Origin of the sequence: Achromobacter sp., from assembly GCF_050285585.1 — a bacterium.
GTDB lineage: Bacteria > Pseudomonadota > Gammaproteobacteria > Burkholderiales > Burkholderiaceae_B > Achromobacter.
This window is the reverse complement of record NZ_JBLZXF010000030.1, coordinates 18386-43484: the sequence shown is the minus strand read 5'-3', so window position 1 is coordinate 43484 and position 25099 is coordinate 18386. Positions and strand designations below refer to the sequence as shown.

The following is a 25099-nucleotide window of genomic DNA, read 5'->3' as shown; positions in this document are numbered from 1 at the left end:
GCGCGCGTCAGTTCGGCTGCACCTTGGCCCGCTTCATGACGTCCAGCCACTTCTTGTTCTCGGCCGCCGCGAAGGCCGCGAATTCGGTGGCGTTCATCTTGCTGGGAATGATGCCGTCGGTGGCCAGCCGCTTGGCGACGGCAGGCATCGCGGACGCGTCCCGCATGGCCTGGTTCAGTTGATCGACGATGGCGCGCGGGGTGTCCTTCGGCACCCAATAGCCGTACCAGGAGGTGACGTCGAAGTCCGGGATGCCGGATTCGGCGATGGTGGGCACGTCGGGCAGCAGATCGATGCGGGCGGCGGAGGTAACGGCCAGGGCGCGCAGTTTGCCGCCCTTGATCTGCGGCAGTGCGCTGGCCACCGAGGCGTACAGCACGTCGACGTGCCCGCCCAGGACGTCCGTGAGGGCCTGGCCGGTGCCGTTGTAGGGAATATGGCTGATCTGCACGCCCGAGCGCACGTTGACGAGTTCGCCCACCAGGTGCGGCAGCGAGCCCAGGCCGCCCGAGGCGAAGGTGATGCTTGCGGGCTTGGCGCGCGCGGCCTCGATCAGGTCGCGGAAACTCTTGATCGGGGATCGGGCGCGCACGACGGCCACCATGGGCGCGAAGCCGAACACGCCTACCGGGGTGAAGTCCTTCATGGGGTCGAAGTGCAGCGTCTTGAATATGCCCGGATACATGACCTGGATGGACGCATTCATCAACCCGGTGTAGCCGTCGGGCTTGCTCAGCGCCACGTCGCGCGCGCCGATGGTGCCCGCCGCGCCCGGGCGCGACTCGATCACGATCGGCTGGCCCAGCAGCGTGCTCATCTCGGGGGTGAGCATGCGGCCGAAGGTCTCCGTGGTGGAGCCCGCCTGATGCGGCACGACGATGCGCACGGGCTGTGTTGGAAAGCTGTTCGCCGCCATGGCGCCCGGACCGGAAACCAGCATGGCCGCAAGCAAAGGCAGGTGATGCAATTTCATGGTTGTCTCCTGTTTATCGTATTGCCGGATGCCGCTGTGCCGCGGTTCATGTCATGGGCGGCGCGGGGCGCGCCGCCGGAATTCAGCGGGGCGGGCCGAGCGCCCCGGCTTCCCGCAGGCGGGCGATCTCGGCGTCGCCGTAACCTGCTTCGCGCAGCACTTCCTCGCCGTGCTCTCCCGGCAGCGGAGGAAGCGTCCGCAGCGAGGCGGGCGTGCGGCTCAGCTTGATGGGAAAGCCGGGCCCGCGGTACTCGCCCAGGGAGAGCGCCATTTCCCTGTGGGCGGCATGCGGCGTCGCGATGGCTTCGGCCACGTCCAGGATGGGCGCGACGGGCACGCCGGCGGCGGTCAGCGATTCGGCAAGCTTGCGGCCGTCCTGCTCGGCCAGCAGGCGCGCAAGCTCCTCGCGCAGTTCGCCGCGGTTGGCGATGCGGTCCACGTTGCGCAGGAACCGGGGGTCCCGCGCCAGGCCGGGATGCCCGAGCTCGGCGCACAGGGTGGCGAATTGCCGTTCGTTGCCCACCGCGACATACACGGGAACCGTGGCGGTGTCGAAGGCGTCGTAGGGCGCGATGTTGGGGTGGCCGTTGCCGGAGCGCGCCGGCGTCTTGCCCGTCCAGAGGTAGTTCGCCAGGTGGGGGTGGGCGACGCTCAGCGCGCAATCGTGCAGCGAGACGTCGCATAGCTGCCCGCGCCCCGACCGGGCGCGCTCGGCGAGCGCCGTGAGGACGGCGATCGCCGCCTGCATGCCGGTGGCGAGATCCACCATGGGCACGCCCAGCCGCAGGGGCGGGCCATCCGCCGCGCCGTTGACGCTCATCAGGCCGCAAGCGGCCTGCACCGCGGCGTCATAGCCCGGCCGGCCGCCCATGGGGCCATCGTCGCCGAAACCCGTGATGCGGCAATGGATCAGCCGGGGAAAGCGCTCGCAGAGGGCGGCGGGGTCGGGGATGCCCCAGGATGCGAGGGTGCCGGGCTTGAAATTCTCGATCAGCACGTCGGCGCCTTCCAGCATGCGCCAGAACACCTCGCGCGCGTCCTCTCGGTTCAGGTCCAGGACGACCCCGCGCTTGTTGCGGTTAAGCGCCTGGTAGTAGGCCGCGCCGCCGGCGTTCACCGGCGGGCCGAACGTGCGCGTTTCGTCGCCTGCCGGCGGCTCGATCTTGACGACGTCGGCGCCGTGATCGCCCAGCATCTGGCCGCAGTAGGGGCCGGCCAGCACGCGCGAGGCGTCGATCACCCGCAAGCCGGCAAGGCTGGATCCGTTCATGTCCGGGCTCCGGGGATGGGGCCGGCCAGGATGCCGCGCGGCGCGATCCGCCATTCGAATGCGCCTTCGCCCTGATCCAGGCGGCGCGCGACCTTGAGGTCCAGCCGGCGGTTGTGCGCCGACAAGGCGCCTTCCAGCAGGCAGTTCCAGGCGTCGAACGCCGCGCCGTGCAATTGAGTCAGCCCGGCCATCAGTTTCCAGCTGGCCTGGCGCACGCCGGGGGCGCCGCCGTCCTCGATCAGTTCGGCCTCGTCGCCCTGGGCGCGGGCAAGCGCCACCATGAAGCGCGCGAAGTCTTGCGCCGAGCCCTGGTCCGGCAGGCCGAATGCGGCGGCGGTGCCGCTGTAGAACTGCATGCCGACGAGGCGGGCGGTGATCCCGCCCAGCCAGGCGGCCTCGTGCGGGCCGTGCAGGGCGATGAGCTCGGGCAGGGCCGTGCGCACGTATTCCATGGCGTAGTTGCGCCGCGCCTTCTGCAGGCGGTCCTGCGGCCAGGTGGCGGTGGGCAGCGTGGGCGCGCGGGCGGGATCGAAGTCGGGAGCTTCCTCGCCCCGGGCGAAGCGCAGGCGCTCGTCCTCGGAAATGTCATGGTCGTACTCGCAGTAGTAGCCTTCCAGCCCCGGCTGCCCGTCCATGGCCTGCTTGGTGCACACGAAACCGAGCCGGCGCGTGCCCAGCGAGACGCCGTTGTGCGCGTGCCAGCCGCGCAGCACGGCGCGGGATACCTCGCCGGGGATGGCGCAGAGCGCCGTGCCCTGCCAGGCCCAGCGCGGCGTCGGATAGCGCACCCAGACCTTGCGGCTGGATTCCTCCATGTATTCCACGCGCACCCCGCCAATGGCGTTCGACAGGTAGTGGTAGCGCGCCGCGGCCACGGCGGGCGGCAGGCCGGCGATGCCCAGTTTTGCGAGGCCCGGCAGGAAGCGTTCCAGATGCTGGCGGCGGAAGATGTGGAAAACGAGCTCGGCCGCTTCGCGGCTGCCGCGCCGGGTGACCATGGTCATCACCAGGCCGGTGAAGTAGGCGTGGTACCACTCTGCGACGGCCGACCAGCGGGCCGCGTCGCCGCCGGGAGCGGCGGGGGCAGGGAAGGGTTGCATCGTCGTGTTCCTTGTCATTGGGCGGCGCCGGCCGCGGCGTCGAGTTGCATATCGGCGGCGGGCTGGTAGGCCTGGGTCAGGCCCGACAGCACGAAGGTGGCCAGGTGCGTGGCCAGGCGCTCGCGGTCGGCCGGGGTTTCGCCCGGGCGCGGCTGGTACCACATGGTGGTCCAGTTGATGGCGCCGAACAGCGGCTTGGCGGCCAGCCGGGGATTCTGGCGGGGAAGTTCGCCGGCCTCGATGGCCTGCGTCAGCACATTCACGAACAATTCTTCGTAGTGGTCGCGCAGGCTGATCACCGCGTCCAGGCGGGCGCGCTGCTCTTCGTTGATGCGGCCCATGAGATGCGACTCCAGCCCCTGGACGGCCACGCGCTGGTAGGACAGGTGCTTCATGACCTGCATCGCGTGCGCATAGGCCATCCGGTACAGGCGGTCCACGGCGCGGACGCCGGGCTGCCGCGCAATGGGTTCCACCGTGGCGATGTTCATTTCCAGGGCGCGCTGGTACACCGCCGTGAACAGGTGCGCCTTGCTGCGGTAGTGGTGATAGATGCTGCCCTTGGTGACGCCCAGCGCGTCGCCGATCTGATCCAGGGTCGTGGCGTCGTAGGTCTGCTGGGTGAAGGCGTTGGCGGCGGCATCGAGAATTTCCGCGACGCGGTCGGGCAATTCGCCGGCGCGGGGTATCGGGGCGTTGGACATGGCGGCTGGGGTTCCGGAGAGGAGGGGGGAGGGCGGCTGGATGGCGCCGGCGAGCAGGACGGCCTGGGCGTCCTGCGCGTCGGCGGTCGCGTGGTGGACGTGACGCGCGCGCAGCAGGGCCTGCAAGGCTGACGGGTCGGCCAGGGGCGAGGACCCGGCCAGTTTCATGGCCGCCGCCAGCATGCGTTCGGCCGATTCCCCGGCCGACAGCAACGCCATGGCGCTCAGCAGGCGGATGTCCTGGCCGGCATGGGCCGCGGCGCCGGCTTCGTGCAGCAGCGCGCGCGCCGCCGCGAATGCGCTGGCGCAGGCTGCCAGTTCGTGCGCGCCGCGGGCGGGCGCCGCCTCGCCGGGCTGCAGCGCGTTCGCGGCCTGCGCGTAGGCCGCGAGCGTGACGCCGTTGGCTTGCGCGGCCGCGGCCAGCCGGCGCAGCGCGTCGGTGCGCAGCATGGCGTCGCGGGCCTGTCCGGCCTGGCCCAGCAAGCATTCCGGGCCTACGCGGGCATCCACGCGGGCCATGCCGCCGGTCGCGCCCGCGCGGCCGGATTCGACGCCAGGGGCGTCGGCCGGCAGCAGAAAGGCGGAGACCGCGCCGGCATCGGCGTGATGGGCAAAGACCAGCAGTGGCGCGCCGGGATCGGCGCCGATCCAGGCGCCGCCGCCCTGGATGCGCCAGGAGCGGCCTTCAGGGCGGGCCAGGAAGGCGGGCAGGCCGTTGGCGGGATCCAGCGCGCGGGCCGGACAGGCCCACGCCGCGCCCGCTTCCCGCCTGGCGCGCGCCGGCGCAAGCTCGCCGATCGCGGCCGCGGCGCACCAGGCGGCGGCGAGCGAGGTCGATAGCGCGGGGCGCCGGGCGGACAGGATTTCAATAACGGCCAGGAGGGTGGCGGGCGGCGATGGCGGTTGCGTGCCGCAGAGCGCGGCCAGGCCGGACTGCGATACCGATGGGCTTGCCGCCGTATCGTCGGGCGTGGCGGCCAGCCGGCGCGCGCGGGCCAGCCAGCGGGCGGACACGCCTGGAGCAGAAGGCCAAGTGAGTGTCATCGAACGGAATCCTTATGCGTATCCGGGACCATACTTGAAGGTATGTTAGATGCCGGGAATCCCTATTTCAACAGAAAAAAAGGATTGATTCATAAGGAAAACCCTTGGGTATGCAGCGGTCCATACCAATGAGTATGTCGTTAGACTGTGAATTCCACGACGACGATACCGAGGACGTTCATGAGCACCGCTTTCCTTCCCCTGCATCAGCGCGAATCGATGGATCTTCCGTTCTTCGAGCCCGCCCACAAGGACTATCTGCGGCAAGTGGAGGCCTTCGCCGACGGCCGCGACGATCCGCCGGCGACCGCCGCCAATGTCGACGCCAACTGCCGCGAACTGGTGCGCGCGATGGGGGCCGCCGGCCTGCTGCGCGCCAGCGTGCCGCAGGCTTACGGCGGCGACGCGCCGGCCATCGAGTCGCGCCGGCTGGCGCTGGCACGCGAAGCGCTGGCCTATCGGCACGGGCTGGCGGATTTCGCTTATGCGATGCAGGGATTGGGCAGCGGCGCCATCAGTCTTGCGGGTTCGGAGGCCCTGAAAGCCGAGATCCTGCCCAAGATCGTCAGCGGCGAATGCATCCCGGCTTTCGCCTTGTCGGAGAAGGGCGCGGGTTCGGACGCCGCGGGCATGGCCTGCCGCGCCCGTCTCGAAGGCGGCCACTACGTCATCGATGGCGAGAAAACCTGGATATCCAACGGCGGCATCGCCGACGTCTACACGGTGTTCGCCCGCAGCGAAGCGGCGCCCGGCACGCGCGGGATCTCGGCTTTCGTGGTGTACCCCGACGATCCCGGATTCTCCATCAGCGAGCGGATCGACGTCATGGCGCCGCATCCGCTGGCGACGCTGCGTTTCGACAATCTGCGGATCCCGGCCGAGCGTCTGCTGGGGGCGCCGGGCGAAGGCTTCAAGCTGGCCATGCGCACGCTGGACATCTTCCGCGTGTCGGTAGCGGGCGCCGCGCTGGGGTTCGCGCGCCGGGCATTCGACGAGGCGCTGGCCCACGTGCGCGACCGGCGCCTGTTCGGCGGCACCCTGGGCGATTTGCAGCTGACGCAGGCCAAGCTGGGCGACATGGCCGTCGCCATCGACGCGGCGGCGCTGCTGACGTATCGCGCGGCCTGGCGGCGCGATGCGCTCGGGCTGTCGACCACGCGGGAAGCCGCCATGGCCAAGCTGGCGGCGACCGAGAACGCGCAATCCGTGGTGGACATGGCCCTGCAGCTGTTCGGGGCGCGCGGCGTGAAGGTCGGAGAGACCCTGGAAAGCCTGTACCGGGAGATCCGGGCGCTGCGCATCTACGAGGGCGCCAGCGAAATCCAGAAGGTCATCATCGCGCGCGATGCGCTGAGGACGGCGGCCGCCGCATGAGCGCCGCCATTGGCGCGCAAGCCATAAATCCCCGGCGGCGCCAGTCTTCATGCGGGTCGCCCAATGGCGGCGGAGGCTGTGCTATTGTCTTTAACCGGCTGGCTGCGATCATCATTCCGCAGCCGAGCCGGCGATGATGCGGCCCGAGGCTACCTCCTTGCGCCGCGTCCTTGGCAAGAATAAACGCATGACACGATCAAGCGTGGAGACAATACATGAGCCAATACGGGCCGCTGAAGTTGCACGTCCCGGAACCCACTGGGCGTCCGGGTTGCAAGACCGATTTTTCCTACCTGCACCTGTCGCCGGCCGGCGACGTGCCCAAACCTCCCATTGATGTTGCCGCGGTCGATACCGGCGCCCTGGCCTACAGCCTGGTCCGGGTGATCGACGACGACGGCCGCGCCGTCGGCCCCTGGGCGCCGGATGTCAGCGACGATCTGCTGCGCGCCGGCATGCGGACCATGCTCAAGACGCGCCTCTTCGACGGGCGCATGCTGACGGCGCAGCGCAAGAAGAAGATCTCGTTCTACATGCAGAGCCTGGGCGAGGAGGCCATCGGGTCGGCCCATGCGCTGGCGCTGGAGCAGGGCGACATGTGCTTCCCGACGTACCGGCAGCAGAGCATCCTGCTGGCGCGCGACGTCTCGCTGGTCACGATGATGTGCCAGCTGATGTCCAACGAGCGCGACCCGCTCAAGGGCCGCCAGCTGCCGGTGATGTACTCCGACCGGGAGCGCGGCTTCTTCAGCATTTCGGGCAATCTGGCCACGCAATTCATCCAGGCGGTGGGCTGGGGCATGGCGTCGGCCATCAAGGGCGACACGCGCATCGCATCCGGCTGGATCGGCGACGGCGCCACGGCCGAGGCCGACTTCCACACCGCGCTGACCTTCGCCCACGTGTACCGCGCGCCGGTGATCCTGAACGTGGTCAACAACCAGTGGGCCATCTCCACCTTCCAGGCGATCGCAGGCGGCGAAGGCGCCACCTTCGCGGGCCGCGGCGTGGGCTGCGGCATTGCGTCGCTGCGCGTGGACGGCAATGATTTCCTGGCCGTGTATTCGGCGTCGCGCTGGGCCGCCGAACGCGCCCGCCGCAACCTGGGGCCGACCCTGATCGAGTGGGTGACCTACCGGGCGGGCCCGCACTCCACCTCCGACGATCCTTCCAAGTACCGCCCCGGCGACGACTGGAGCCACTTCCCGCTGGGCGACCCGATCGAGCGCTTCAAGAAGCACCTGATCCAGCGCGGCGTCTGGTCGGACGCCGAGCACGACGCCGTGCGCGCCGAACTCGACGCCGAGATCCTGGCCGCGCAGAAGGAAGCGGAAAGCTTCGGCACCCTGGTGGACGGCCACGTCCCCAGCGCCGCCAGCATTTTCGAAGACGTCTACAAGGACATGCCGGAGCACCTGCGCCGGCAGCGCCAGCAGCTCGGAGTCTGATCATGGCAATCGATAACAACATCGGTCCGGCGTCCGCGTCGATGACCATGATCCAGGCTTTGCGCTCGGCCATGGACGTGATGCTGGAGCGCGACAGCAACGTGGTGGTGTTCGGCCAGGACGTGGGCTATTTCGGCGGCGTGTTCCGCTGCACCGAAGGCCTGCAGGCCAAGTACGGCAGTTCGCGCGTGTTCGACACGCCGATCTCCGAAGGCGGCATCGTCGGGGTGGCGGTGGGCATGGGAGCCTATGGCCTGCGCCCCGTCTGCGAGATCCAGTTCGCCGACTACTTCTACCCGGCTTCCGACCAGATCGTGTCCGAGGCCGCGCGCCTGCGCTACCGCTCGGTCAACGAGTTCGTCGCGCCCATGACGATACGCATGCCCTGCGGCGGCGGCATCTACGGCGGGCAGACGCACAGCCAGAGCCCCGAAGCCATGTTCACGCAGGTCTGCGGGCTGCGGACCGTGATGCCTTCCAACCCCTACGACGCCAAGGGCCTGCTGATCGCCGCCATCGAGAACGACGATCCGGTGATCTTCCTGGAGCCCAAGCGCCTCTACAACGGCCCGTTCGACGGCCACCACGACCGCCCCGTCACGCCCTGGACCGGACGTCCGGGCAGCGTGGTGCCCACCGGCTACTACACCGTGCCGCTGGACTCCGCCGCCATCGTGCGCCCAGGCAGCGAACTGACCGTGCTGACCTACGGCACCACGGTCCACGTCTCGCTGACGGCGGCCGAGGAAACCGGCATCGACGCCGAGGTCATCGACCTGCGCAGCCTGTGGCCGCTGGACCTGGACGCCATCGTCAATTCGGTGAAGAAGACCGGCCGCTGCGTGGTGGTGCACGAGGCCACCCGCACCTGCGGCTTCGGCGCCGAACTGATTGCGCTGGTGCAGGAGCATTGCTTCCATCATCTGGAAGCGCCCGTCGAGCGCGTGACCGGCTGGGACACGCCATATCCGCACGCCCAGGAATGGGCGTACTTCCCCGGCCCGCGCCGGGTCGGCGAAGCGTTCAAGCGCGCGATGGAGGGTTGAGCGATGGGTATTCATATCATCAAGATGCCCGACATCGGAGAAGGCATCGCGGAAGTCGAACTGGTGGGTTGGCACGTCAAGGTGGGCGATACCGTCGCCGAAGACCAGCCGCTGGCCGACGTAATGACCGACAAGGCCACGGTGGAGATTCCTTCGCCGGTGGTGGGCCGCGTGGTGGCGCTGGGCGGCGAGGTGGGCGAAGTGATGGCGGTGGGCGGGGAACTGATCCGCCTGGAAGTGGAGGGCGAGGGCAACGTCAAGCCGGGCGCGGACGCGCCGCCGGCCAAGGCGCCCGCGGCGGCGCAGGCCGCCGCTACCTCCGGGGCGTCCCGGGAGGCGCCCGAGCCGGCCGCGCCCGAGCCGGCCCCGGCCAGGCCTGCCGCGGCCAAGCCGGCTTCTCGCCAGGCGCCCGCCGCCGTCGCGCGGCAGCCCGGCGAGAAGCCGCTGGCGTCTCCCGCCGTGCGCAAGCGCGCCTGGGACCTGGGCATCGAACTGCGCTACGTGCACGGCAGCGGACCCGCCGGCCGCATCCTGCACGAGGACCTGGACGCCTATCTGCAGGGCCAGGGCGCATCGGGCCAGGCGCGCGGCGGCGTGGCATACGCCGAGCGCAACGACGAAGAGAACGTGCCGGTGATCGGCCTGCGCAGGAAGATCGCGCAGAAGATGGCGGAATCGAAGCGCCGCATCCCGCATTTCAGCTACGTCGAGGAGATCGACGTGACGGAACTGGAAGAACTGCGCGCCCAGCTCAACCTGAAATGGGGCGAGTCGCGCGGCAAGCTGACCCTGCTGCCGCTGCTGGCGCGCGCCATGGTGGTGGCGCTGCGCGATTTCCCGCAGATCAACGCGCGCTATGACGACGAGGCGGGCATGGTGACGCGCTACGGCGCCGTGCACATCGGCATCGCCACGCAAAGCGACGGCGGCCTGATGGTGCCGGTCATGCGCCACGCCGAGGCGCGCGATCTCTGGTCGATGGCGGCCGAGATCGGGCGGCTGGCGCAGGCGGTGCGCACCGGCAGCGCCGGGCGCGACGAACTGTCGGGTTCGACCATCACCATCACCAGCCTGGGGCCGCTGGGCGGCATCGTCACCACGCCGGTCATCAACCATCCCGAGGTCGGCATCGTGGGCGTGAACCGCATCGTCGAGCGGCCCGCCTTCCGCAATGGCGCGGTGGTGGCGCGCAAGCTGATGAACCTGTCGTCGTCCTTCGACCACCGCGTGGTCGACGGCATGGACGCCGCGCGTTTCATCCAGGCCGTGCGCGCCCTGCTGGAACAACCCGCGCTGCTTTTCGTGGAGTAAGCATGAGCCAGACAACCAAGACGACAACCCTGCTGGTGATCGGGGGCGGACCTGGCGGCTACGTGGCCGCGATCCGCGCGGGCCAGCTGGGCGTGCCCACCCTCCTCGTGGAAGGCGAGCGGCTGGGCGGCACCTGCCTGAACATCGGCTGCATTCCCTCCAAGGCCCTGATCCACGCGGCCGAGGAGTACGAGAAGGCGCGGCATTACGCGGAAGGCTCGGCGCTGGGCATTTCGGTGTCCGCGCCGTCGATCGACGTGGCGCGGACCGTCGCGTGGAAGGACGGCATCGTCGGCAAGCTGACCGGCGGCGTCGCCGCGCTCCTGAAGAAGAACGGCGTGGAAGTGGTGCAGGGCTGGGCCCGGCTGCTGGACGGCAAGACCGCCGAGGTCGAAACGGCCGCCGGCCTCGTCCGTATCCAGTGCGAACACCTGCTGCTGGCGGCGGGGTCCGAGCCGACCCCGCTGCCGTCCGTGCCTTTCGGCGGCATGGTGGTGTCTTCCACCGAAGCGCTGTCGCCGGCCGACATTCCAAAGAAGCTCGTGGTGGTCGGGGGCGGCTACATCGGCCTGGAACTGGGCACGGTGTACCGCAAGCTGGGGGCGGAAGTGGCCGTGGTCGAGGCCCAGGACCGCATCCTGCCGACCTACGACGCCGAACTGACCAAGCCCGTGGCCGCCGCATTGGCGAAGATGGGCGTCGAACTGCACCTGGGCCGCAAGGTGCTGGGGCTGAACGGCAAAGGCAACGCGGTGCGCATACAGGACGCCACCGGGGCCGAAACCCAGCTGGCCGCCGACCGCGTGCTGATCGCGGTGGGGCGCCGTCCGCGCACCCAGGGCTGGGGGCTGGAGAGCCTGCAGCTGGACCGCAAGGGCAATGCCCTGCGCATCGACGACCAGTGCCGCACCTCGATGCGCGACGTCTGGGCGATCGGCGATATCGCGGGCGAGCCGATGCTGGCGCACCGGGCGATGGCGCAGGGCGAGATGGTTGCGGAACTGGTGGCGGGCAAGCGCCGCCATTTCACGCCGGCTTCCATTCCCGCGGTGTGCTTCACCGATCCCGAGGTCGTGGTGTCGGGGCTGTCTCCGGCGGACGCGGAGAAGGCGGGGCTGGACTGCCTGTCCGCCTCGTTCCCCTTCGCTGCCAACGGCCGGGCGATGACGCTGGAATCCACCGACGGTTTCGTCCGCGTGGTGGCGCGGCGCGACAACCACCTGGTGATGGGCTGGCAGGCCGTGGGCCGGGGCGTCTCCGAGCTGGCCGCGGCGTTCTCGCAGTCGCTGGAAATGGGCGCCACGCTGGAAGATGTGGCGGGCACCATACACGCGCATCCGACGCTGGGCGAAGCCGTCCAGGAGGCCGCGCTCAAAGCCTTGGGGCACGCGCTGCATATCTAGCGCGTGCGCGGGGCATCGTCCGGCAACGATGCTCCCTCCGGCGGCCCGGACCGCGGGCCGGCCGGAGCCCTGCCGGTTCCTAGCGGCTGCCGTCGACGTAGGGCCGCGCCTGCAGGATCAGGATGTCGTCGCCGACCGCGGCCCATTCGATGTCCTGGTCCGCGCTGCCGCCCAGCGCCTGCTTGACCCGCCGGCCCACGGCGGCCAGCCGCGCGACCCGTGCATCGTCCAGCACCTGGCGCGAGCCGCTGACCGGCACCTCGCGCACGCCGCCCGCGGCGTCCGGAACCAGCTGGGTGTCTTCGGCCGAGCGGCTCAGCACCTGGACCGCCTTGGACCAGCTCGAATACATCACCTGTTCCGCCTGGCGCTTGCCTTCCACTACCTTGATGCCCAGGCCGCGCTTGGCCGAAATGTAGGTCACGAAGCGCCGGCTGGCGTCGAAGGGATCGCGCGTGATCATGACGCCCGAACTCTCGGAGGGCGCCGCCAGCTGCACCAGCACGGCCATCGCTACGGCGTCGTGGCCGATGCCGGCGGCGCGGCGGGCCTCGTAGGCCTCGAAGTTGTAGACGGAGGCCCAGACGGCCAGCACCGCCCGGGCCAGCGCGTCGGCCTGCGTTACGTTGGGCACGGTGGTGTAGAGGCCCGCGCCGCTGAATCCGGGCAGGTCTTCGGAGTTGGACGAACTGCGCACGAAAACCCCGCGCCCTTTGAGGCGCGTCTGCCATCGCTCGCGCCAGGCGCGAACCTGTTCCGCGCCGGGCCGGGCCTGCTCGATGTCGTGACGCAGCGCGGCCAGTTCCGCGCGCCGCACGTTGGCGTCGCCGGCGAAATCGGCGCGCTGCTCCAGCGCCGCGATGCGGCCGGGGATGTCCAGCCGCGCCATGAAGTCCGCGAACTGGGCGTAGGGAATGCAGAACCCGTCCGGCACGCCGGCCAGGGGCGGCAGGGTCTTTTTCAGGGTTCCCAGATTGGCGGCCTTGACGCCGCAATAGCGGCTGTCGCGCGCGGCGAGCGCGTCCAGCGGCTTGAGCGCGCGCACGGTCAGGTCGGGCTTGGGCAGGGAACGCGCCGCCTGAGGCCGTTCGGGGACGGCGGGCGGGTCGATCGGCGTCACCCGGTAGCCGTTGCCCGCCACCGTCAGCTCGACCCATTTACCGTCATGCTCGCGCAATGCCGCCACGGCATCGCGGACATAGGCGTTGGGGATGCGCCAGCCCTTGGCCAGCAGGTTGACGTGCGACAGCAGGGTGGAGGGCCGTTGCGTGACCAGCCCCGCCACCGGCGGCAGCGCCACGGGGACTTCGTCCAGCACCACGATATCGGCGGGCGACAGATCCGTCGCGTCGTCGATCGAGGCGACGATGCGCAGCCGGCCCTGCGCGCGGCCGGTATTCAGGGGCAGGAAGGATTGTTCGCGCAGCAGCGCCTCCTGCGTCACGAACGCCAGGCCCGCTTGCCGGGCGGTTGCCTCCTGCCGCGTGGAGTTGGTCTTGAAGCGCAGCGTTTCATAGAACGCCGGGCGCAGCGTCGCGTCGGCGAGGGCCAGCAGCTCGGGCGTGAGCCGGTCGCCTTCCCAGAATTCGTAGGTGTAGCCGGGCAGATCCCGTTGCCAGCTCAAGGTACCGAACAGGAAGCGCCGCTTGGGGTCCTTGTATTGGGCGATCAGCGTCGCCTTGTCCATGCCTGGCATCAGCCCCCCCTGGCGCACGAAATTCTCGTGCAGCGCATAGCGCGGCGTGTCGATGAAGTAGAGGCGGTTGGCGCGTTCCCGGTCGATCACGAACAGCACGTGCGGAATCTCGAGCGGCGTGCCCGGGTTATAGACGCGCGCCAGCCGGGTGAATTCGGCCTGGCTGCCGATCTGGCCGGCCGACGGCGGCGCGGCCCGGCGAGCCTCGGGGGCGGCGCCGGGCGCGCCTTCTATCCGTAGCTGCTGCTGGTTCTCGTACGGCGAGGGCTTGCGGGCCGTCTGGGCCTGGGCCGGCGGCAGCAGGGCCGCGAGCAGGCCGGCGCCGGCCAGCAGGATGAAGGAGTAAGAGGACGGAAAACGCCCAGGCCGCGCACGCGACAGACCCATGCTTCAGGAACCATGAACACAGAAAGCCGGGATGATAATGCAGACGCGCGTAGCAGACGCGTGTAGCAGACGCGCGTAGCGGACGCGCGTAGCGGACGCGCGTAGCAAGCCCGCGGCCGAAGGCGCCTGCGGGGCGCCGCCGGACCGTGTTTCAGCTCGCGGCGGCTTCCTGGCGTCCGGCCGCAAGGGCGTCCAGCCCCAGCTCCGCCAGGATGCCCGCCGTGTGCTGCCCCAATGCGGGCACCGCGCCCATCGCCGCGCCGGCGCCGGACAGCGTGGCGGGCGGCAGCAAGGCCTGGATCGGTCCGCCGGGGGTGGCCACTTCGCGCCAGCGGCCGCGGGCGGCTAGCTGGGGATGGTCCCAGACTTCGTGCATGGTGTTCAAGGCGGAGTTGGCGATGCCGCCGCGATCCAGCCGGGCCAGCACCTGTTCGCGCGATAGCGGGGCGAAGCATTGCGCGATGCGTTCGTCGAGCGCCTGGCGGTTCCGCACGCGCTGGACATTGGTGGCGAAGCGTTCGTCGCCGGCGAGCGCGGGGTCTTCCAGCACGGTGGCGCAGAAACTCTGCCATTCGCGGTCGTTCTGCAGGCCGAATATCACCGGCTTGCCGTCGCCCGCCAGGTACTGGCCGTAGGGGGCGATCGCGGGGTGGGCCACGCCGTTGCGGGCGGGCGGCGTGCCGCCGTAGTGCGCGAAGTTCAGGGCATAGGAGGTCCATTCCGTCAGCGCCTCCAGCATCGTGACTTCGATCCGCAGGCCGGCGCCGGTGCGGGAACGCTGGATCAGCGCGGACAGGATGCCGGAATAGGCATACATGCCCGCCGCGATGTCGGCGATGGAGATGCCCGCGCGCGCCGGCGCCTCGGGCGTTCCGGTCACGGAGATGAGGCCGGACGCCGCCTGGATCAGCAGGTCGTACGCTTTTTTGTCACGGTAGGGGCCGTCGTCGCCGTAGCCGGAGATGTCGCACACGATCAGTCTGGGGAAGTCCGCGCATAGCGTCGCATAGTCCAGGCCCATGCGGCGCGCGGCGCCGGGCGCGAGGTTCTGGATGAAGACGTCGGCCTGGCCAAGCAGCCGCCGCAACACTTCCGGCGCGCCCGGCGCCTTGGTGTCCAGCGCCAGGCTCTCTTTGCCGCGGTTGGTCCAGACGAAGAAGGATGACTGGCCATGCACGGTGTCGTCGTAGCCGCGCGCGAAATCGCCGGTGTCCGGCCGTTCAATCTTGATGACGCGGGCGCCCAGGTCGGCCAGCTGGCGACTGGCGAAAGGGGCGGCGATGGCGTGCTCAAGCGCGACGACGGTGATGCCGTCTAGGGGTCTGGGTGCTGCGGTCATATCGTCCTGGAATCGGGATGCCGGGGCGCGTGCCGGGCCCGGCGGCGGCGAAGCATTATGGAATGCCCTTTCCGCGCGCGGCCAGTCGATATTTTCAAAGCGGGATTCGAGTTTTTCTAATCGTCGTCCAGGGTTTCATCGGGCTGCGTCACGTAGCCGATGAAGGCGCGCGCGTAGCCGGGCAGGGCGTCTTGGTCGCGCATCACCGCGCGCTGTTCGCGCACCGCCCAGGACTCCTCGATCTGCACGCATTCGACTTTGTGCTGCGCCAGGGCGGGGGCGGCCACGGACCGCGGCACCAGTGAAATGCCGGCCCCTTCCTGCACGCAGCGCAGCACCGCGTCGAAGTTGGGCGCGTGCACGCGGACCCTGGGCTTGAGGCCCATCTGCTCGGCCATTTGCTGCAGGTACAGGAAATTGCTGCTTTTACGGCCGATGGCAACCAGATCGTGCGATAGCGCGGTTTCGAGCGAAACGCGGGGATGGAGGGTCAGCGGATGGCGCGGCGGGACGATGAAGACAAGCTCGTCCTGTCCGTAGCTGATGTATTGCAGCCCCCGCATTTCGATCGCGCCGGCAACCAGCCCGATGTCCGCGCGGCCGTCCAGCACGGCCTTGACGGTTTCCTCGCTGAGATGTTCCTCGAGATTCACGTTGACGTTCGGATAGGCGGCCAGAAACCGGCTCAGCGCGCCTGGCAGGCTGCTCAGGGTGCTGCTGTTGGCGTAGACGCGGATGTGGCCCTCGACGCCGTCGGTGTGGCGGCGCATTTCGGCCTGCAGGCGTTCGACGTTGCCCAGGATGGTCTGCGCATAGCGCAGCACGGTCATGCCGGCGGCCGTGAGCGACATGCCTTTCTGGGTCCGCACGAACAGCGGAACGCCCATGGCCTGTTCGAGATTCTTGAGGCGGTAGCTGGCCGACGGCGCGGTCAGGTGCAGGTCGGAGGCGCCGCCCGTGAGGCTCTTGGCTTCGGCGATGGCGACAAAGACGCGCAGGTCGGTCAGTTCGTAACGCAAAGGGGACACCTGGATTCTGGCGGCAAAGCGCCGGGGCAGGCCGCTGTTAGAAAGGCTCTAAGCCGGATAAGAAACTTTCGACTATTCCTCGGTTCGGCCTCGTCTCTATATTGTGCCGCACATAAAAGACCAACGGAGACGAGCATGAAGCATGGATTTCCCTGGCGCGCCCTGGCGGGCGCCGCAGTGATCGCAGCGGGCGCGCTGGCAGCGGGCGCCGCGGTGGCGCAAGACTATCCCGCCAAGCCGGTGCGCCTGGTGGTGCCGTATGCGGCGGGCGGGCCCACCGATACGTTTGCACGGGCCCTGGCGGAGAGCTGGGGCCGCAAGCTGGGCGCGACGCTGGTGGTGGAGAACCGGACGGGCGCTGGCACGCTGGTCGGCACGGAAACCGTGGCCAAGGCGACCGCCGACGGGTACACGCTGCTGCTGACCACCGTGGCGCATGCCGTCAATCCCAGCATTCACGCCACCCTTCCGTACCGCACCGTCGAGGACTTCGCGCCGGTGGGCCTGGCCGCCAAGGCGCCGCTGGTGCTCGTCGTCAACAAGCATGTGCCCGCCCGGACCCTGCCGGAGTTCATGGCCTATCTCAAGGCCAATCCGGGCAAGGTCAATTACGGCTCGGCCGGAATCGGCAGCGCGCCGCACCTGGGCGGCGAGCTTCTGAACTACCTGGCGGGCGTGCGCGCCATGCATGTGCCGTACCGCGGCAGCGCGCCGGCGATGGCGGACGTCATCGGGGGCCATTTGGAGTTCATGATCGACAGCGCGCCCACCGGCCTGGCGCAAGTGCAGGCCGGCACGGTGAGGCTGCTGGCGACGTCCATGGCGCAGCGCCTGCCGCAGACGCCCGATACGCCGCCCATCGCGGATGCGGTGCCCGGCTACGAGGCCTATACCTGGAACGCCGTGTTCGCGCCGGCGGGCACGCCCGCGCCGGTCGTCGAAAAGCTCAACGCGACGCTGCGCGCCGCGCTCGCCGATCCGGAATTGCGGCGCCGCGCCTACGATATGGGCCTGGTGCTGCAACCCGACACCACGCCGGCGGAACTGGCGGCGTTCCTGCAAAGCGAATTGAAGAAGTGGAGCGAAGTCGCCCGCGCGGCGCACATGGCCGCGAACTGAAGCCCATCAATGCCAAGGAAGGAATATTCCGCATGCCCAAGCACCAACTCTGCGCCCAGCGTTATTTCGAGGACTTCGAGACCGGCGAGGTGTTCGTCCTGCCGTCGCGCACCATGACCGACGCGCTGTTCGCCGCATTTCAGCTCGCCAGCGGCGACAACCATCCCGTGCACTACGACGTCGAGTACTGCCGCGCCCATGGCATGCCGCACATGCTGGCGCACGGCTTCCAGGTGGCCATCCAGACCGCGGCCGGCGCAGGCCTGTTTCCGCACATGGTGGAAGATTCGCTCAAGGCGTTCCTGGAGCAGAGCAGCCGTTTCCTGAAGCCCGTGTTCGTCGGCGATACGCTCTACGCGTCGCTGACGGTGTCGGAACTCGTGCCTGGGCGTACGACCGGCGTGCTGGTCATGCAGAGCCTGGTGCGCAACCAGCGCGACGAAACCGTAATGGACGGCGTACAGAAGTATCTGTTGCGCAAGCGCGGGACGCAGTAGCGCGGCGGCCGCGCCCGCGGGCTGCGCCGTTCAGTGCCCGCCCGCGGGCCGGATCCGGGCGATGCAGGGCACGGCCAGGACGGCAAGCAGCGCCACCGCCGCCGCCGCGCCGCCAACGCTGGCCAGCCCCCATTGCGGGATCGCCATCCCGCCCAGCATCGCTCCCAGCCCGATGCCGGCATTGGCCGCCGACACGTTCAGCGTGCCGGCCAGCGCCTGGGCCTGCGGCGCGGCCTTCATGACGCGCACCTGGCAGACCGGATACAGCGCGGTATTGGCTATGCTCCATGCGGCCAGCGCCGGCAACCGCCATGCGGACGCGCCGGCCAGGGCGGTGCTGGCCAGCGCGCCCAGCCCCAGCAGCCCTGTGAAGACGAGCGTCGCGCCCAGCGGCCTGCGATCCACCGCCCGGCCGCCCAGCCAGTTGCCGGCGAGTCCCGCGGCGCCGAATCCCATGAGCCACCAGCCCACGTCCTGCGGCGGCACGCCGGCCAGGCGTTCGAGGATGTCCGCCAGATAGGTATAGGCAGTGAACATCGCGGTGAACACGGTCACGGACAGCGCCACGTTGGCGATCAGCAGCGGATTCTTGAGCAGGCGCGCCTGGCGCCTGAGCGGGGGCCTGGCCGGTTGGGGCAGGGCGGGGAGGCCGGCGCGGGTCAGCGCGGCCAGCAGCAGCGACAGCGCCGCCAACGCCCAGAAACTGCCGCGCCAGCCGACGGCGGATGCCGCCAGCGTGCCTAGCGGGATGCCGAAAAGCATGGCGGCGGCGATGCCCAGATAGACGCGCGACACCGCCTGGCCCGCCCGCGACGGGCCGGCCAACTGGGCGGCGGTTTCGCTGGCCGTGCCCCAGAAGACGGGCAGCGCCAGGGCCGGGATGAAGCGCGCCAGCGCCAGGACCCAGAGATCCGAGGCCAGCGCGGCGAGGGCATTGGCGGCGGCGAAAACCAGCAGGATGGCGGTGAACAGGCGCCGGCGCTCCAGGTGCGAGAGCGCCGCCGTCAGGAACGGGCCCGCCAGCATGACGGTGAAGGCGAACAGCGTGACGAGCTGGCCGGCGGCGGAGACGGACAGGGCGAGATCGCGCGCCATCGCGGGCAGCAGGCCCACGATCAGGAACTCCGTGGAGACGATGGCAAAGGCGGCGACGGCAAGAACGCCGATGGCAAGGCCGCTCGCGGGCGGGGCCGCGGGGCGCGCGGCGACGGAATGCGTAGACATGGAAGAACCCTTCGGACTGAGATGCGTCGAAGGATATTCAAGATTTAAATGATTATCTCGGGTATAAATTCCATCCATTGAAGAAAATAATTCCATTATTAAGCCGCCAATGATTCCTTCCGAACGCCTCAAGGGCATAGAGGCCTTCGTCTGCACAGTGGACGCGGGCAGCTTCACCGCCGCGGCCGAGCGGCTCAATCTCACCGCGTCTGCCGTGGGCAAGAGCGTAGCCCGGCTGGAGGCGCGCCTGAACTCCCGCCTGTTCGAGCGCAGCACCCGGCGCCTGGCGCTGACCGACGCCGGCCGCGCCTTCTACGGCACGTGCGTGCGCGTGCTGGCCGAGTTGCAGGACGCCGAGGCAGTGCTGGCCGCGCAGCGCCGCGAGCCCTCGGGACGGCTGCGGGTGGATCTGCCGGCCACGTTCGGCCGCCTGAAGGCGCTGCCGCTGTTGCTGCGCTTCGCCCGCCAGTATCCCCGGCTGCGGCCGCATATCTCGTTCACGGACCGCTTCGTCGACCTCGTGGAAGACGGCATCGACGTGGCCGTGCGCATCGGCGGGCCGGAACGCTGGGCGCCCGGGCTGGGGCATCGCTACCTGGGATCCGAGCGCGTGGTCTTCTGCGCGTCGCCGGATTACCTGGCCCGCCGGGGCGAACCGCGGGCCGCGTCCGACCTGCTGCGGCACGATGCCGTGGCGTACGGGCGCGCGGACGGCGAGGCCCCGGCGTGGCGGATTGCGCAGGAAGGCGGGCCGGTCCGCCTGCATCCTGTCGAGGGCGCCATCGTGCTGGATAGCGCCGAGGCCCAGGTGGAGGCGGTCGCGGCGGGTTGCGGCATCGCCCAGCTGGCCACCTGGCTGGCGGCCGATGCCTTGCGCGAGGGGCGGGTGGTCGAGGTGTTGCCGCAGATGGCGACCGAGGGCCTGCCCCTGTATCTGGCCTGGCCATTGCGCCGCCAGCTGTCGCCCAAGGTGGACGCGGCGCTGGAAATGTTGGGCGAGTCGTTGCGGATCGCCTGAACCCGGTTGCGGCGGCCCCATGCGACAAGGCCCCCGCGATGGGGGGCCTTGCAGGGCAGGCCGGCCAGGAACCGGAGCACCGGTTCGCCGGATCGGCGGATCAGCCTTCGGCGGTTTCCGCCAGGACGCGCCTGGCTTCCTCGGCCACGCGTTCGGGGGCGGTGCCGCCCACGTGCTTGCGGGCCGCGACGGAGCCTTCCAGGGTCAGGACCTCGTGGACGTCCTCGCCGATGCTGGCGTGGTAGGCCTGCAGGTCTGCCAGGGACAGGTCGGCGAGGTCGCAGCCGCGCTGCTCGCAGTCGCGGACGGCGTGCGCCACCACTTCGTGGGCGTCGCGGAACGGCACGCCGCGCTTGACCAGGTAGTCGGCCAGGTCGGTGGCGGTGGCGAAGCCCTGCAGGGCGGCGGCGCGCATGTTGTCGGCCTTGACCTTGATGCCGCCGGCCATGTCCGCGAAGATGGTGAGCGTGTCGCGCAGCGTGTCCGCCGTGTCGAACAGGCCTTCCTTGTCTTCCTGGTTGTCCTTGTTGTAGGCCAGGGGCTGGCCCTTCATCAGGGTCAGCAGGGCGACCAGGTTGCCGTTGACGCGGCCGGTCTTGCCGCGGGCCAGTTCGGGCACGTCGGGGTTCTTCTTCTGCGGCATGATCGAGCTGCCGGTGCAGAAGCGGTCGGCCAGGTCGATGAAGCCCACGCGTGGGCTCATCCAGAGCACCAGCTCTTCGGACAGGCGCGACACGTGCGTCATGATCAGCGCGCCGGCGGCGCAGAACTCGATGGCGAAGTCGCGGTCGGACACGGCGTCCAGCGAATTGCGGCACACGCCGTCGAAGCCCAGGGTCTTGGCGACGCGTTCGCGGTCGATCGGGAACGAGGTGCCGGCGAGCGCGGCGGCGCCCAGCGGCAGGCGGTTCACGCGGCGGCGGCAGTCGGCCAGGCGCTCGGCGTCGCGGCCGAACATCTCGGCGTAGGCCAGCAGGTGATGGCCGAAGGTGACGGGCTGGGCGACTTGCAGGTGCGTGAAGCCCGGCATGATGGTGCCGGCGTTCTCCAGCGCGACGGAGGCCAGCGCGTGGCGCAGCTGGCGCAGCAGGTCTTGCAGGTTGTCGATTTCGGCGCGCAGCCACAAGCGGATGTCGGTGGCGACCTGATCATTGCGCGACCGGCCGGTGTGCAGGCGCTTGCCCGCGTCGCCCACCAGCTCGACCAGGCGCTTTTCGATGTTCAGGTGCACGTCTTCGAGGTCCAGCAGCCATTGGAAGCTGCCGGCATCGATTTCGGACAGGATCTGGGTCATGCCGCGCTGGATGTCGGCGAGGTCCTGGGCGCCGATGATGCCCTGGGCGGCCAGCATGTCCGCGTGCGCGAGCGAGCCCTGGATGTCGAAGCGCGCCAGGCGCTTGTCGAAATCCACGGACGCCGTATAGCGCTTGACGAGTTCGGAAACCGGTTCCGAGAACCGGGCGGACCAGGCCTGCGCCTTGTTGGCGAACTGGTTTTGATCGGGGGAGGGAGTCTTTGCCATGATGGGCGGAATTATAGGGCCTCGCGCGGCGGCGGGCGACGGCGGCGGGGTTTTCCGGGCGGAGGATCTCCCGATCCGCCGACTTGTCGGATAATCCATCGTTGGTTTCAAGAACTTAGAGCGAGAAGAGGCCCTATGCCCCTGGAATGGGAAGAGCTGGTCACCCAATTGGATACCCATCTGCCGCGCGAAGCCTGGGCGCAGACGCTGATCGGGATAGGCGTGCTGATATTGATCGCGCTGTTCATACAGTGGGTGGTCGCCCGGGTCGTGCTGCTGCTGGCCCATCGCGTGCTGGTGCTGAGCGGCCGGGGGGACTGGGACAAGGCCCTGCAGCGCCGCCGCGCCTACCAGAACCTCTGGTACGCCGTGCCGTTCGCCGTGGTGTCGCTGGGCATCGGCCTGGTGCCCCACGCGGAACGGGCGGTGACGATCGTGGGGCGGCTGGCCCACGCCGGCGCCTGGATCTGCGTGTTCGTGGCGTTCTCGGGCGTGCTGAGCGCCTGGCAGGACACCTATTCGGCCACCACGCGGGCGCAGACCCGCTCCATCAAGGGCTACATCCAGATCGGCAAGCTCATCCTGATGGCGGTTTGCACCGTCCTGGTGCTTTCCATCCTGATCGACCGCTCGCCCCTCTGGATGATCTCCGGCCTGGGCGCGCTGTCGGCCGTGCTGCTGCTGGTCTTCAAGGACACGCTGCTGTCGCTGGTGGCCAGCACCCAGCTGACCAGCAACGACATGCTGCGCATCGGCGACTGGATCGAAATGCCGCAGTCCAACGCGGACGGTTTCGTGAAGGACATCGCGCTGCATACGGTCAAGGTGCAGAACTGGGACAACACCGTCACCACCGTGCCCACTTACAAGCTGTTCTCGGAAAGCTACCGCAACTACCGGCACATGTTCGAATCGGGCGGCCGCCGGATCAAGCGCACCATGCGCGTGGACGCCGCCAGCGTGCGGTTCCTGACCGACGAGGAGTCCCAGCGGCTCATGCGCTTTCGCCTGCTGCACGATTACCTCCAGGCCAAGACCAGCGATATCGCCCAGGCCAATCAGACCATGGGGGAGCTGGCGAGCGTGCCGGCCAACCGCCGCCGCCTGACCAATATCGGCACCCTGCGCGCCTATGCGCTGGCCTACCTGAAGCAGAATCCGGAAGTCCGCCAGGACATGGCGATGATGGTGCGCATGATGGAGCCCACCTCCGAGGGCATCCCGGTCGAGGTCTATTGCTTTACCGCCGTGACCGCCTGGGTGGAGTACGAGCGCATTCAGGGCGATATCTTCGACCATCTGCTCGCCATCCTCCCCGAACTGGGGCTGCGCCTGTACCAGCAGCCGTCGGGCGCGGACATCGGCGCGATGGGGAGTTCGCTGCGCGAGGGCGCCTGGCAATCGGCGCTGGCGGCCTCGTCCGAACGCGGGCTTACCGACGCCAAGATGCCGCGCTAGCGCGGCCCGCCCGCATGAGATAATCCGGCTATTGCCGTCAATAGGCCCCAGCTGATGTCGAACCCGTTCTTCAACCTGTATTCCCACGGCTTCGCCCGGGTCGCGGTCGGCGTGCCCGAATGCCGGGTCGCGGACCCGGCGTTCAACGCCGCGCAGACCATTCTGCTGGCTCAGCAGGCCGCCCAGGGCGGCGCGGTGCTGGCGGCGTTCCCCGAGCTGGGCCTGTCCGCCTATACCTGCGACGATCTCTTTCACCAGAAGGCCCTGCTGGACGCCTGCGAGGCGGCGCTGGCCCAGGTGGTGGCGGAGACGGCGGAACTGGACATCACCATCATCGTCGGCGCGCCGCTGCGCGTGGCCCACCAACTGTTCAATTGCGCGATCGTGGCCGCGGGCGGCCGGGTGCTGGGCGTGGTGCCCAAGACCTATCTGCCCAATTACGGCGAGTTCTACGAGGCGCGCCAGTTCAGCGCCGCCGATTGCGCCGCCGCGGCCGAGATCCGCCTGCTGGGCCAGACCGTGCCCTTCGGGTCCGAGCTGGTCTTCCAGCTGGAGCAATTGCCGCTGTTCCAATTCCACGTGGAAATCTGCGAGGACGTCTGGGTGCCGATCCCGCCGTCCTCGTTCGCGGCGCTGGCCGGCGCCACGGTGCTGGTCAACCTGTCGGCCTCGAACATCGTGGTCGGCAAGTCGGAATACCGCCACCAACTGGTGGCGCAGCAATCGGCGCGCTGCCTGTCCGCCTATATGTATACCTCCGCCGGCCGGGGCGAATCCTCGACCGACATGGCCTGGGACGGCCAGGCGCTGATCTACGAAAACGGCGAACTGCTGGGCGAATCCGAGCGGTTCCTGGGCCATTCCCACCTGCTGTTCTCGGACGTGGACCTGGAGCGCCTGTCGCGCGAGCGCATGCGCCAGACGACCTTCGGCCAGTCGGTGCGGCGCCACCAGGACGAGGTGCGCAAGTTCCGCGCCGTGCCGGTGCCGGTGCGGCCGCCGCTGGACGATGCCGAACTGCCGCTTGAACGCCGCGTGGCGCGCTTTCCGTACGTGCCGGCCGATCCGCAGCGCCGCGACGCCCGCTGCAAGGAGGTCTACAACATCCAGGTGCAGGCCCTGGTCCAGCGCCTGTCCGCCAGCGGCATGTCCAAGGTGGTCATCGGTATTTCCGGCGGGCTGGACTCCACCCATGCGCTGCTGGTCTGCGCCGAGGCGATGGACGCCCTGGACCTGCCGCGCTCCAACATCCTGGCGGTCACGATGCCGGGCTTCGCCACCAGCACCCGCACGCTGCAGCAGGCGCGCCGGCTGATGGCTGTGGTGGGCTGCACGGCGTCCGAGATCGACATCCGGCCCAGCTGCCTGCAGATGCTCAAGGACCTGGGCCATCCCTATGCGGACGGCCAGCCCGTCTACGACATCACCTTCGAGAACGTGCAGGCGGGCGAGCGCACCAACCACCTGTTCCGCATCGCCAACTTCAGCAACGCCATCGTCATCGGCACGGGCGACCTGAGCGAACTGGCGCTGGGCTGGTGCACCTACGGCGTGGGCGACCACATGTCGCATTACAGCGTCAACGCCAGCGTGCCCAAGACACTGATCACGCACCTGGTGCGCTGGGTGGCCGAGTCCGGCCGCCTGGGCGACGAGGGAGCCGCGGTGCTGCTGGACGTGCTGGGCACCGATGTCAGCCCCGAACTGGTGCCGGGCGGCGCCGATGACAAGCCGGTGCAGAAGAGCGAAGATGCCATCGGCCCGTATGAATTGCAGGATTTCAACCTGTATTACACGCTGCGCTATGGCTTCGCGCCCACCAAGGTCGCCTTCCTGGCGCTGACGGCTTGGCGCGACCGGGAGGCCGGCGCCTGGCCCGAGGGCGGCCACGTGGCCCGCAATCAGTACGGCCTGGCCGCGATCAAGCGCAACCTGAAGATCTTCCTGGACCGCTTCTTCCGCCTCAGCCAATTCAAGCGCACCTGCGTGCCCAACGCCCCGAAGGTGGGCTCGGGCGGCTCGCTGTCGCCGCGCGGGGATTGGCGCGCGCCCAGCGACTCCGAGTCGGCGGTGTGGATGCGCGACGCCGACCGGATTCCGGACGAGGCGCCGTAGAGTATTCTCTTATCCATCGCGCC

At 69.3% G+C, this 25099-nt stretch carries 19 protein-coding genes; 10 read left to right on the top strand and 9 right to left on the bottom strand.

Annotated elements, in window-relative coordinates; all coding sequences use genetic code 11:
* Positions 1 to 7: 7 nt before the first annotated feature.
* From ACN6PJ_RS25685 to ACN6PJ_RS25670, 4 genes are all read right to left on the bottom strand, one after another.
* The gene (locus ACN6PJ_RS25685) at positions 8 to 973 is read right to left on the bottom strand and encodes a Bug family tripartite tricarboxylate transporter substrate binding protein (RefSeq protein ID WP_427998612.1); all 966 of its coding nucleotides are present in this window, start codon (positions 971 to 973) and stop codon (positions 8 to 10) included.
* Between the two features lie 82 nt (positions 974 to 1055).
* On the bottom strand, positions 1056 to 2243 hold the full coding sequence (locus tag ACN6PJ_RS25680; RefSeq protein ID WP_427998611.1) for a CaiB/BaiF CoA transferase family protein: 1188 nt from the start codon (positions 2241 to 2243) through the stop codon (positions 1056 to 1058).
* The gene (locus tag ACN6PJ_RS25675; protein ID WP_427998610.1) at positions 2240 to 3343 is read right to left on the bottom strand and encodes a hypothetical protein; all 1104 of its coding nucleotides are present in this window, start codon (positions 3341 to 3343) and stop codon (positions 2240 to 2242) included. The genes ACN6PJ_RS25680 and ACN6PJ_RS25675 overlap by 4 nt, the downstream gene beginning before the upstream one ends.
* Positions 3344 to 3357: 14 nt before the next feature.
* Positions 3358 to 5091 (bottom strand): TetR family transcriptional regulator, encoded by a 1734-nt coding sequence (locus ACN6PJ_RS25670; protein WP_427998609.1) that lies wholly within the window; start codon positions 5089 to 5091, stop codon positions 3358 to 3360.
* A gap of 180 nt (positions 5092 to 5271) precedes the next feature.
* Between ACN6PJ_RS25670 and ACN6PJ_RS25665 the strand changes: the two genes are divergently transcribed.
* The 5 genes from ACN6PJ_RS25665 to lpdA all read left to right on the top strand — a co-directional run bounded on the left by ACN6PJ_RS25665 (position 5272) and on the right by lpdA (position 11673).
* Positions 5272 to 6465: an acyl-CoA dehydrogenase family protein gene (locus ACN6PJ_RS25665; RefSeq protein WP_427998608.1), complete on the top strand. Its 1194-nt coding sequence runs from the start codon at positions 5272 to 5274 to the stop codon at positions 6463 to 6465.
* Between the two features lie 215 nt (positions 6466 to 6680).
* Entirely contained in the window at positions 6681 to 7913 is a 1233-nt protein-coding gene (locus tag ACN6PJ_RS25660) for a 3-methyl-2-oxobutanoate dehydrogenase (2-methylpropanoyl-transferring) subunit alpha (protein ID WP_427998607.1), read from the top strand.
* A 2-nt stretch (positions 7914 to 7915) separates the two neighbouring features.
* Entirely contained in the window at positions 7916 to 8959 is a 1044-nt protein-coding gene (locus ACN6PJ_RS25655; protein WP_427998606.1) for an alpha-ketoacid dehydrogenase subunit beta, read from the top strand.
* A gap of 3 nt (positions 8960 to 8962) precedes the next feature.
* Complete coding sequence (locus ACN6PJ_RS25650; protein WP_427998605.1) at positions 8963 to 10270, top strand: dihydrolipoamide acetyltransferase family protein; 1308 nt, start codon at positions 8963 to 8965, stop codon at positions 10268 to 10270.
* 2 nt (positions 10271 to 10272) lie between these two features.
* Positions 10273 to 11673, top strand: a complete 1401-nt coding sequence (gene lpdA, locus ACN6PJ_RS25645; protein WP_427998604.1) for a dihydrolipoyl dehydrogenase — start codon at positions 10273 to 10275, stop codon at positions 11671 to 11673.
* 79 nt (positions 11674 to 11752) lie between these two features.
* On the opposite strand, the gene ACN6PJ_RS25640 is transcribed toward lpdA, so the two are convergent.
* From ACN6PJ_RS25640 to ACN6PJ_RS25630, 3 genes are all read right to left on the bottom strand, one after another.
* A complete protein-coding gene (locus ACN6PJ_RS25640) occupies positions 11753 to 13756 on the bottom strand; it encodes a PEP/pyruvate-binding domain-containing protein (RefSeq protein WP_427998603.1) in 2004 nt (667 codons plus the stop codon).
* A 151-nt stretch (positions 13757 to 13907) separates the two neighbouring features.
* The gene (locus ACN6PJ_RS25635) at positions 13908 to 15095 is read right to left on the bottom strand and encodes a CaiB/BaiF CoA transferase family protein (protein ID WP_427998602.1); all 1188 of its coding nucleotides are present in this window, start codon (positions 15093 to 15095) and stop codon (positions 13908 to 13910) included.
* A gap of 116 nt (positions 15096 to 15211) precedes the next feature.
* Positions 15212 to 16114, bottom strand: coding sequence for a LysR family transcriptional regulator (locus ACN6PJ_RS25630; protein WP_427998626.1), 903 nt, complete (start codon positions 16112 to 16114; stop codon positions 15212 to 15214).
* 144 nt (positions 16115 to 16258) lie between these two features.
* Here ACN6PJ_RS25630 and ACN6PJ_RS25625 point away from each other — a divergent pair, with 144 nt between their 5' ends.
* Together ACN6PJ_RS25625 and ACN6PJ_RS25620 are read left to right on the top strand one after the other, a co-directional pair.
* Positions 16259 to 17242: a tripartite tricarboxylate transporter substrate binding protein gene (locus tag ACN6PJ_RS25625; RefSeq protein ID WP_427998601.1), complete on the top strand. Its 984-nt coding sequence runs from the start codon at positions 16259 to 16261 to the stop codon at positions 17240 to 17242.
* Between the two features lie 32 nt (positions 17243 to 17274).
* On the top strand, positions 17275 to 17739 hold the full coding sequence (locus ACN6PJ_RS25620; protein WP_427998600.1) for a MaoC family dehydratase: 465 nt from the start codon (positions 17275 to 17277) through the stop codon (positions 17737 to 17739).
* 30 nt (positions 17740 to 17769) lie between these two features.
* Here the strand turns inward: ACN6PJ_RS25620 and ACN6PJ_RS25615 are convergent, their stop codons facing one another.
* Positions 17770 to 18963: an MFS transporter gene (locus ACN6PJ_RS25615; RefSeq protein ID WP_427998599.1), complete on the bottom strand. Its 1194-nt coding sequence runs from the start codon at positions 18961 to 18963 to the stop codon at positions 17770 to 17772.
* 109 nt (positions 18964 to 19072) lie between these two features.
* Here ACN6PJ_RS25615 and ACN6PJ_RS25610 point away from each other — a divergent pair, with 109 nt between their 5' ends.
* Positions 19073 to 19981 (top strand): LysR substrate-binding domain-containing protein, encoded by a 909-nt coding sequence (locus ACN6PJ_RS25610; protein ID WP_427998598.1) that lies wholly within the window; start codon positions 19073 to 19075, stop codon positions 19979 to 19981.
* Between the two features lie 100 nt (positions 19982 to 20081).
* On the opposite strand, the gene argH is transcribed toward ACN6PJ_RS25610, so the two are convergent.
* Positions 20082 to 21503, bottom strand: a complete 1422-nt coding sequence (gene argH / locus ACN6PJ_RS25605; RefSeq protein ID WP_427998597.1) for an argininosuccinate lyase — start codon at positions 21501 to 21503, stop codon at positions 20082 to 20084.
* Positions 21504 to 21638: 135 nt separating this feature from the next.
* Between argH and ACN6PJ_RS25600 the strand changes: the two genes are divergently transcribed.
* Positions 21639 to 22961, top strand: coding sequence for a mechanosensitive ion channel family protein (locus ACN6PJ_RS25600; protein WP_427998596.1), 1323 nt, complete (start codon positions 21639 to 21641; stop codon positions 22959 to 22961).
* 54 nt (positions 22962 to 23015) lie between these two features.
* Positions 23016 to 25076, top strand: coding sequence for an NAD(+) synthase (locus ACN6PJ_RS25595; protein WP_427998595.1), 2061 nt, complete (start codon positions 23016 to 23018; stop codon positions 25074 to 25076).
* Positions 25077 to 25099: the final 23 nt, after the last annotated feature.

Excerpts from the sequence above, each read along its gene's own strand:
- ACN6PJ_RS25600 (WP_427998596.1), top strand. The coding sequence starts at position 21,639 with ATGCCCCTGGAATGGGAAGAGCTGGTCACCCAATTGGATACCCATCTG.
- ACN6PJ_RS25615 (WP_427998599.1), bottom strand. The coding sequence starts at position 18,963 with ATGTCTACGCATTCCGTCGCCGCGCGCCCCGCGGCCCCGCCCGCGAGC.
- argH (WP_427998597.1), bottom strand. The coding sequence starts at position 21,503 with ATGGCAAAGACTCCCTCCCCCGATCAAAACCAGTTCGCCAACAAGGCG.
- ACN6PJ_RS25675 (WP_427998610.1), bottom strand. The coding sequence starts at position 3,343 with ATGCAACCCTTCCCTGCCCCCGCCGCTCCCGGCGGCGACGCGGCCCGC.
- ACN6PJ_RS25625 (WP_427998601.1), top strand. The coding sequence starts at position 16,259 with ATGAAGCATGGATTTCCCTGGCGCGCCCTGGCGGGCGCCGCAGTGATC.
- ACN6PJ_RS25610 (WP_427998598.1), top strand. The coding sequence starts at position 19,073 with ATGATTCCTTCCGAACGCCTCAAGGGCATAGAGGCCTTCGTCTGCACA.
- lpdA (WP_427998604.1), top strand. The coding sequence starts at position 10,273 with ATGAGCCAGACAACCAAGACGACAACCCTGCTGGTGATCGGGGGCGGA.
- ACN6PJ_RS25660 (WP_427998607.1), top strand. The coding sequence starts at position 6,681 with ATGAGCCAATACGGGCCGCTGAAGTTGCACGTCCCGGAACCCACTGGG.
- ACN6PJ_RS25650 (WP_427998605.1), top strand. The coding sequence starts at position 8,963 with ATGGGTATTCATATCATCAAGATGCCCGACATCGGAGAAGGCATCGCG.
- ACN6PJ_RS25620 (WP_427998600.1), top strand. The coding sequence starts at position 17,275 with ATGCCCAAGCACCAACTCTGCGCCCAGCGTTATTTCGAGGACTTCGAG.
- ACN6PJ_RS25595 (WP_427998595.1), top strand. The coding sequence starts at position 23,016 with ATGTCGAACCCGTTCTTCAACCTGTATTCCCACGGCTTCGCCCGGGTC.
- ACN6PJ_RS25655 (WP_427998606.1), top strand. The coding sequence starts at position 7,916 with ATGGCAATCGATAACAACATCGGTCCGGCGTCCGCGTCGATGACCATG.
- ACN6PJ_RS25640 (WP_427998603.1), bottom strand. The coding sequence starts at position 13,756 with ATGGGTCTGTCGCGTGCGCGGCCTGGGCGTTTTCCGTCCTCTTACTCC.
- ACN6PJ_RS25680 (WP_427998611.1), bottom strand. The coding sequence starts at position 2,243 with ATGAACGGATCCAGCCTTGCCGGCTTGCGGGTGATCGACGCCTCGCGC.
- ACN6PJ_RS25635 (WP_427998602.1), bottom strand. The coding sequence starts at position 15,095 with ATGACCGCAGCACCCAGACCCCTAGACGGCATCACCGTCGTCGCGCTT.
- ACN6PJ_RS25670 (WP_427998609.1), bottom strand. The coding sequence starts at position 5,091 with ATGACACTCACTTGGCCTTCTGCTCCAGGCGTGTCCGCCCGCTGGCTG.
- ACN6PJ_RS25665 (WP_427998608.1), top strand. The coding sequence starts at position 5,272 with ATGAGCACCGCTTTCCTTCCCCTGCATCAGCGCGAATCGATGGATCTT.
- ACN6PJ_RS25685 (WP_427998612.1), bottom strand. The coding sequence starts at position 973 with ATGAAATTGCATCACCTGCCTTTGCTTGCGGCCATGCTGGTTTCCGGT.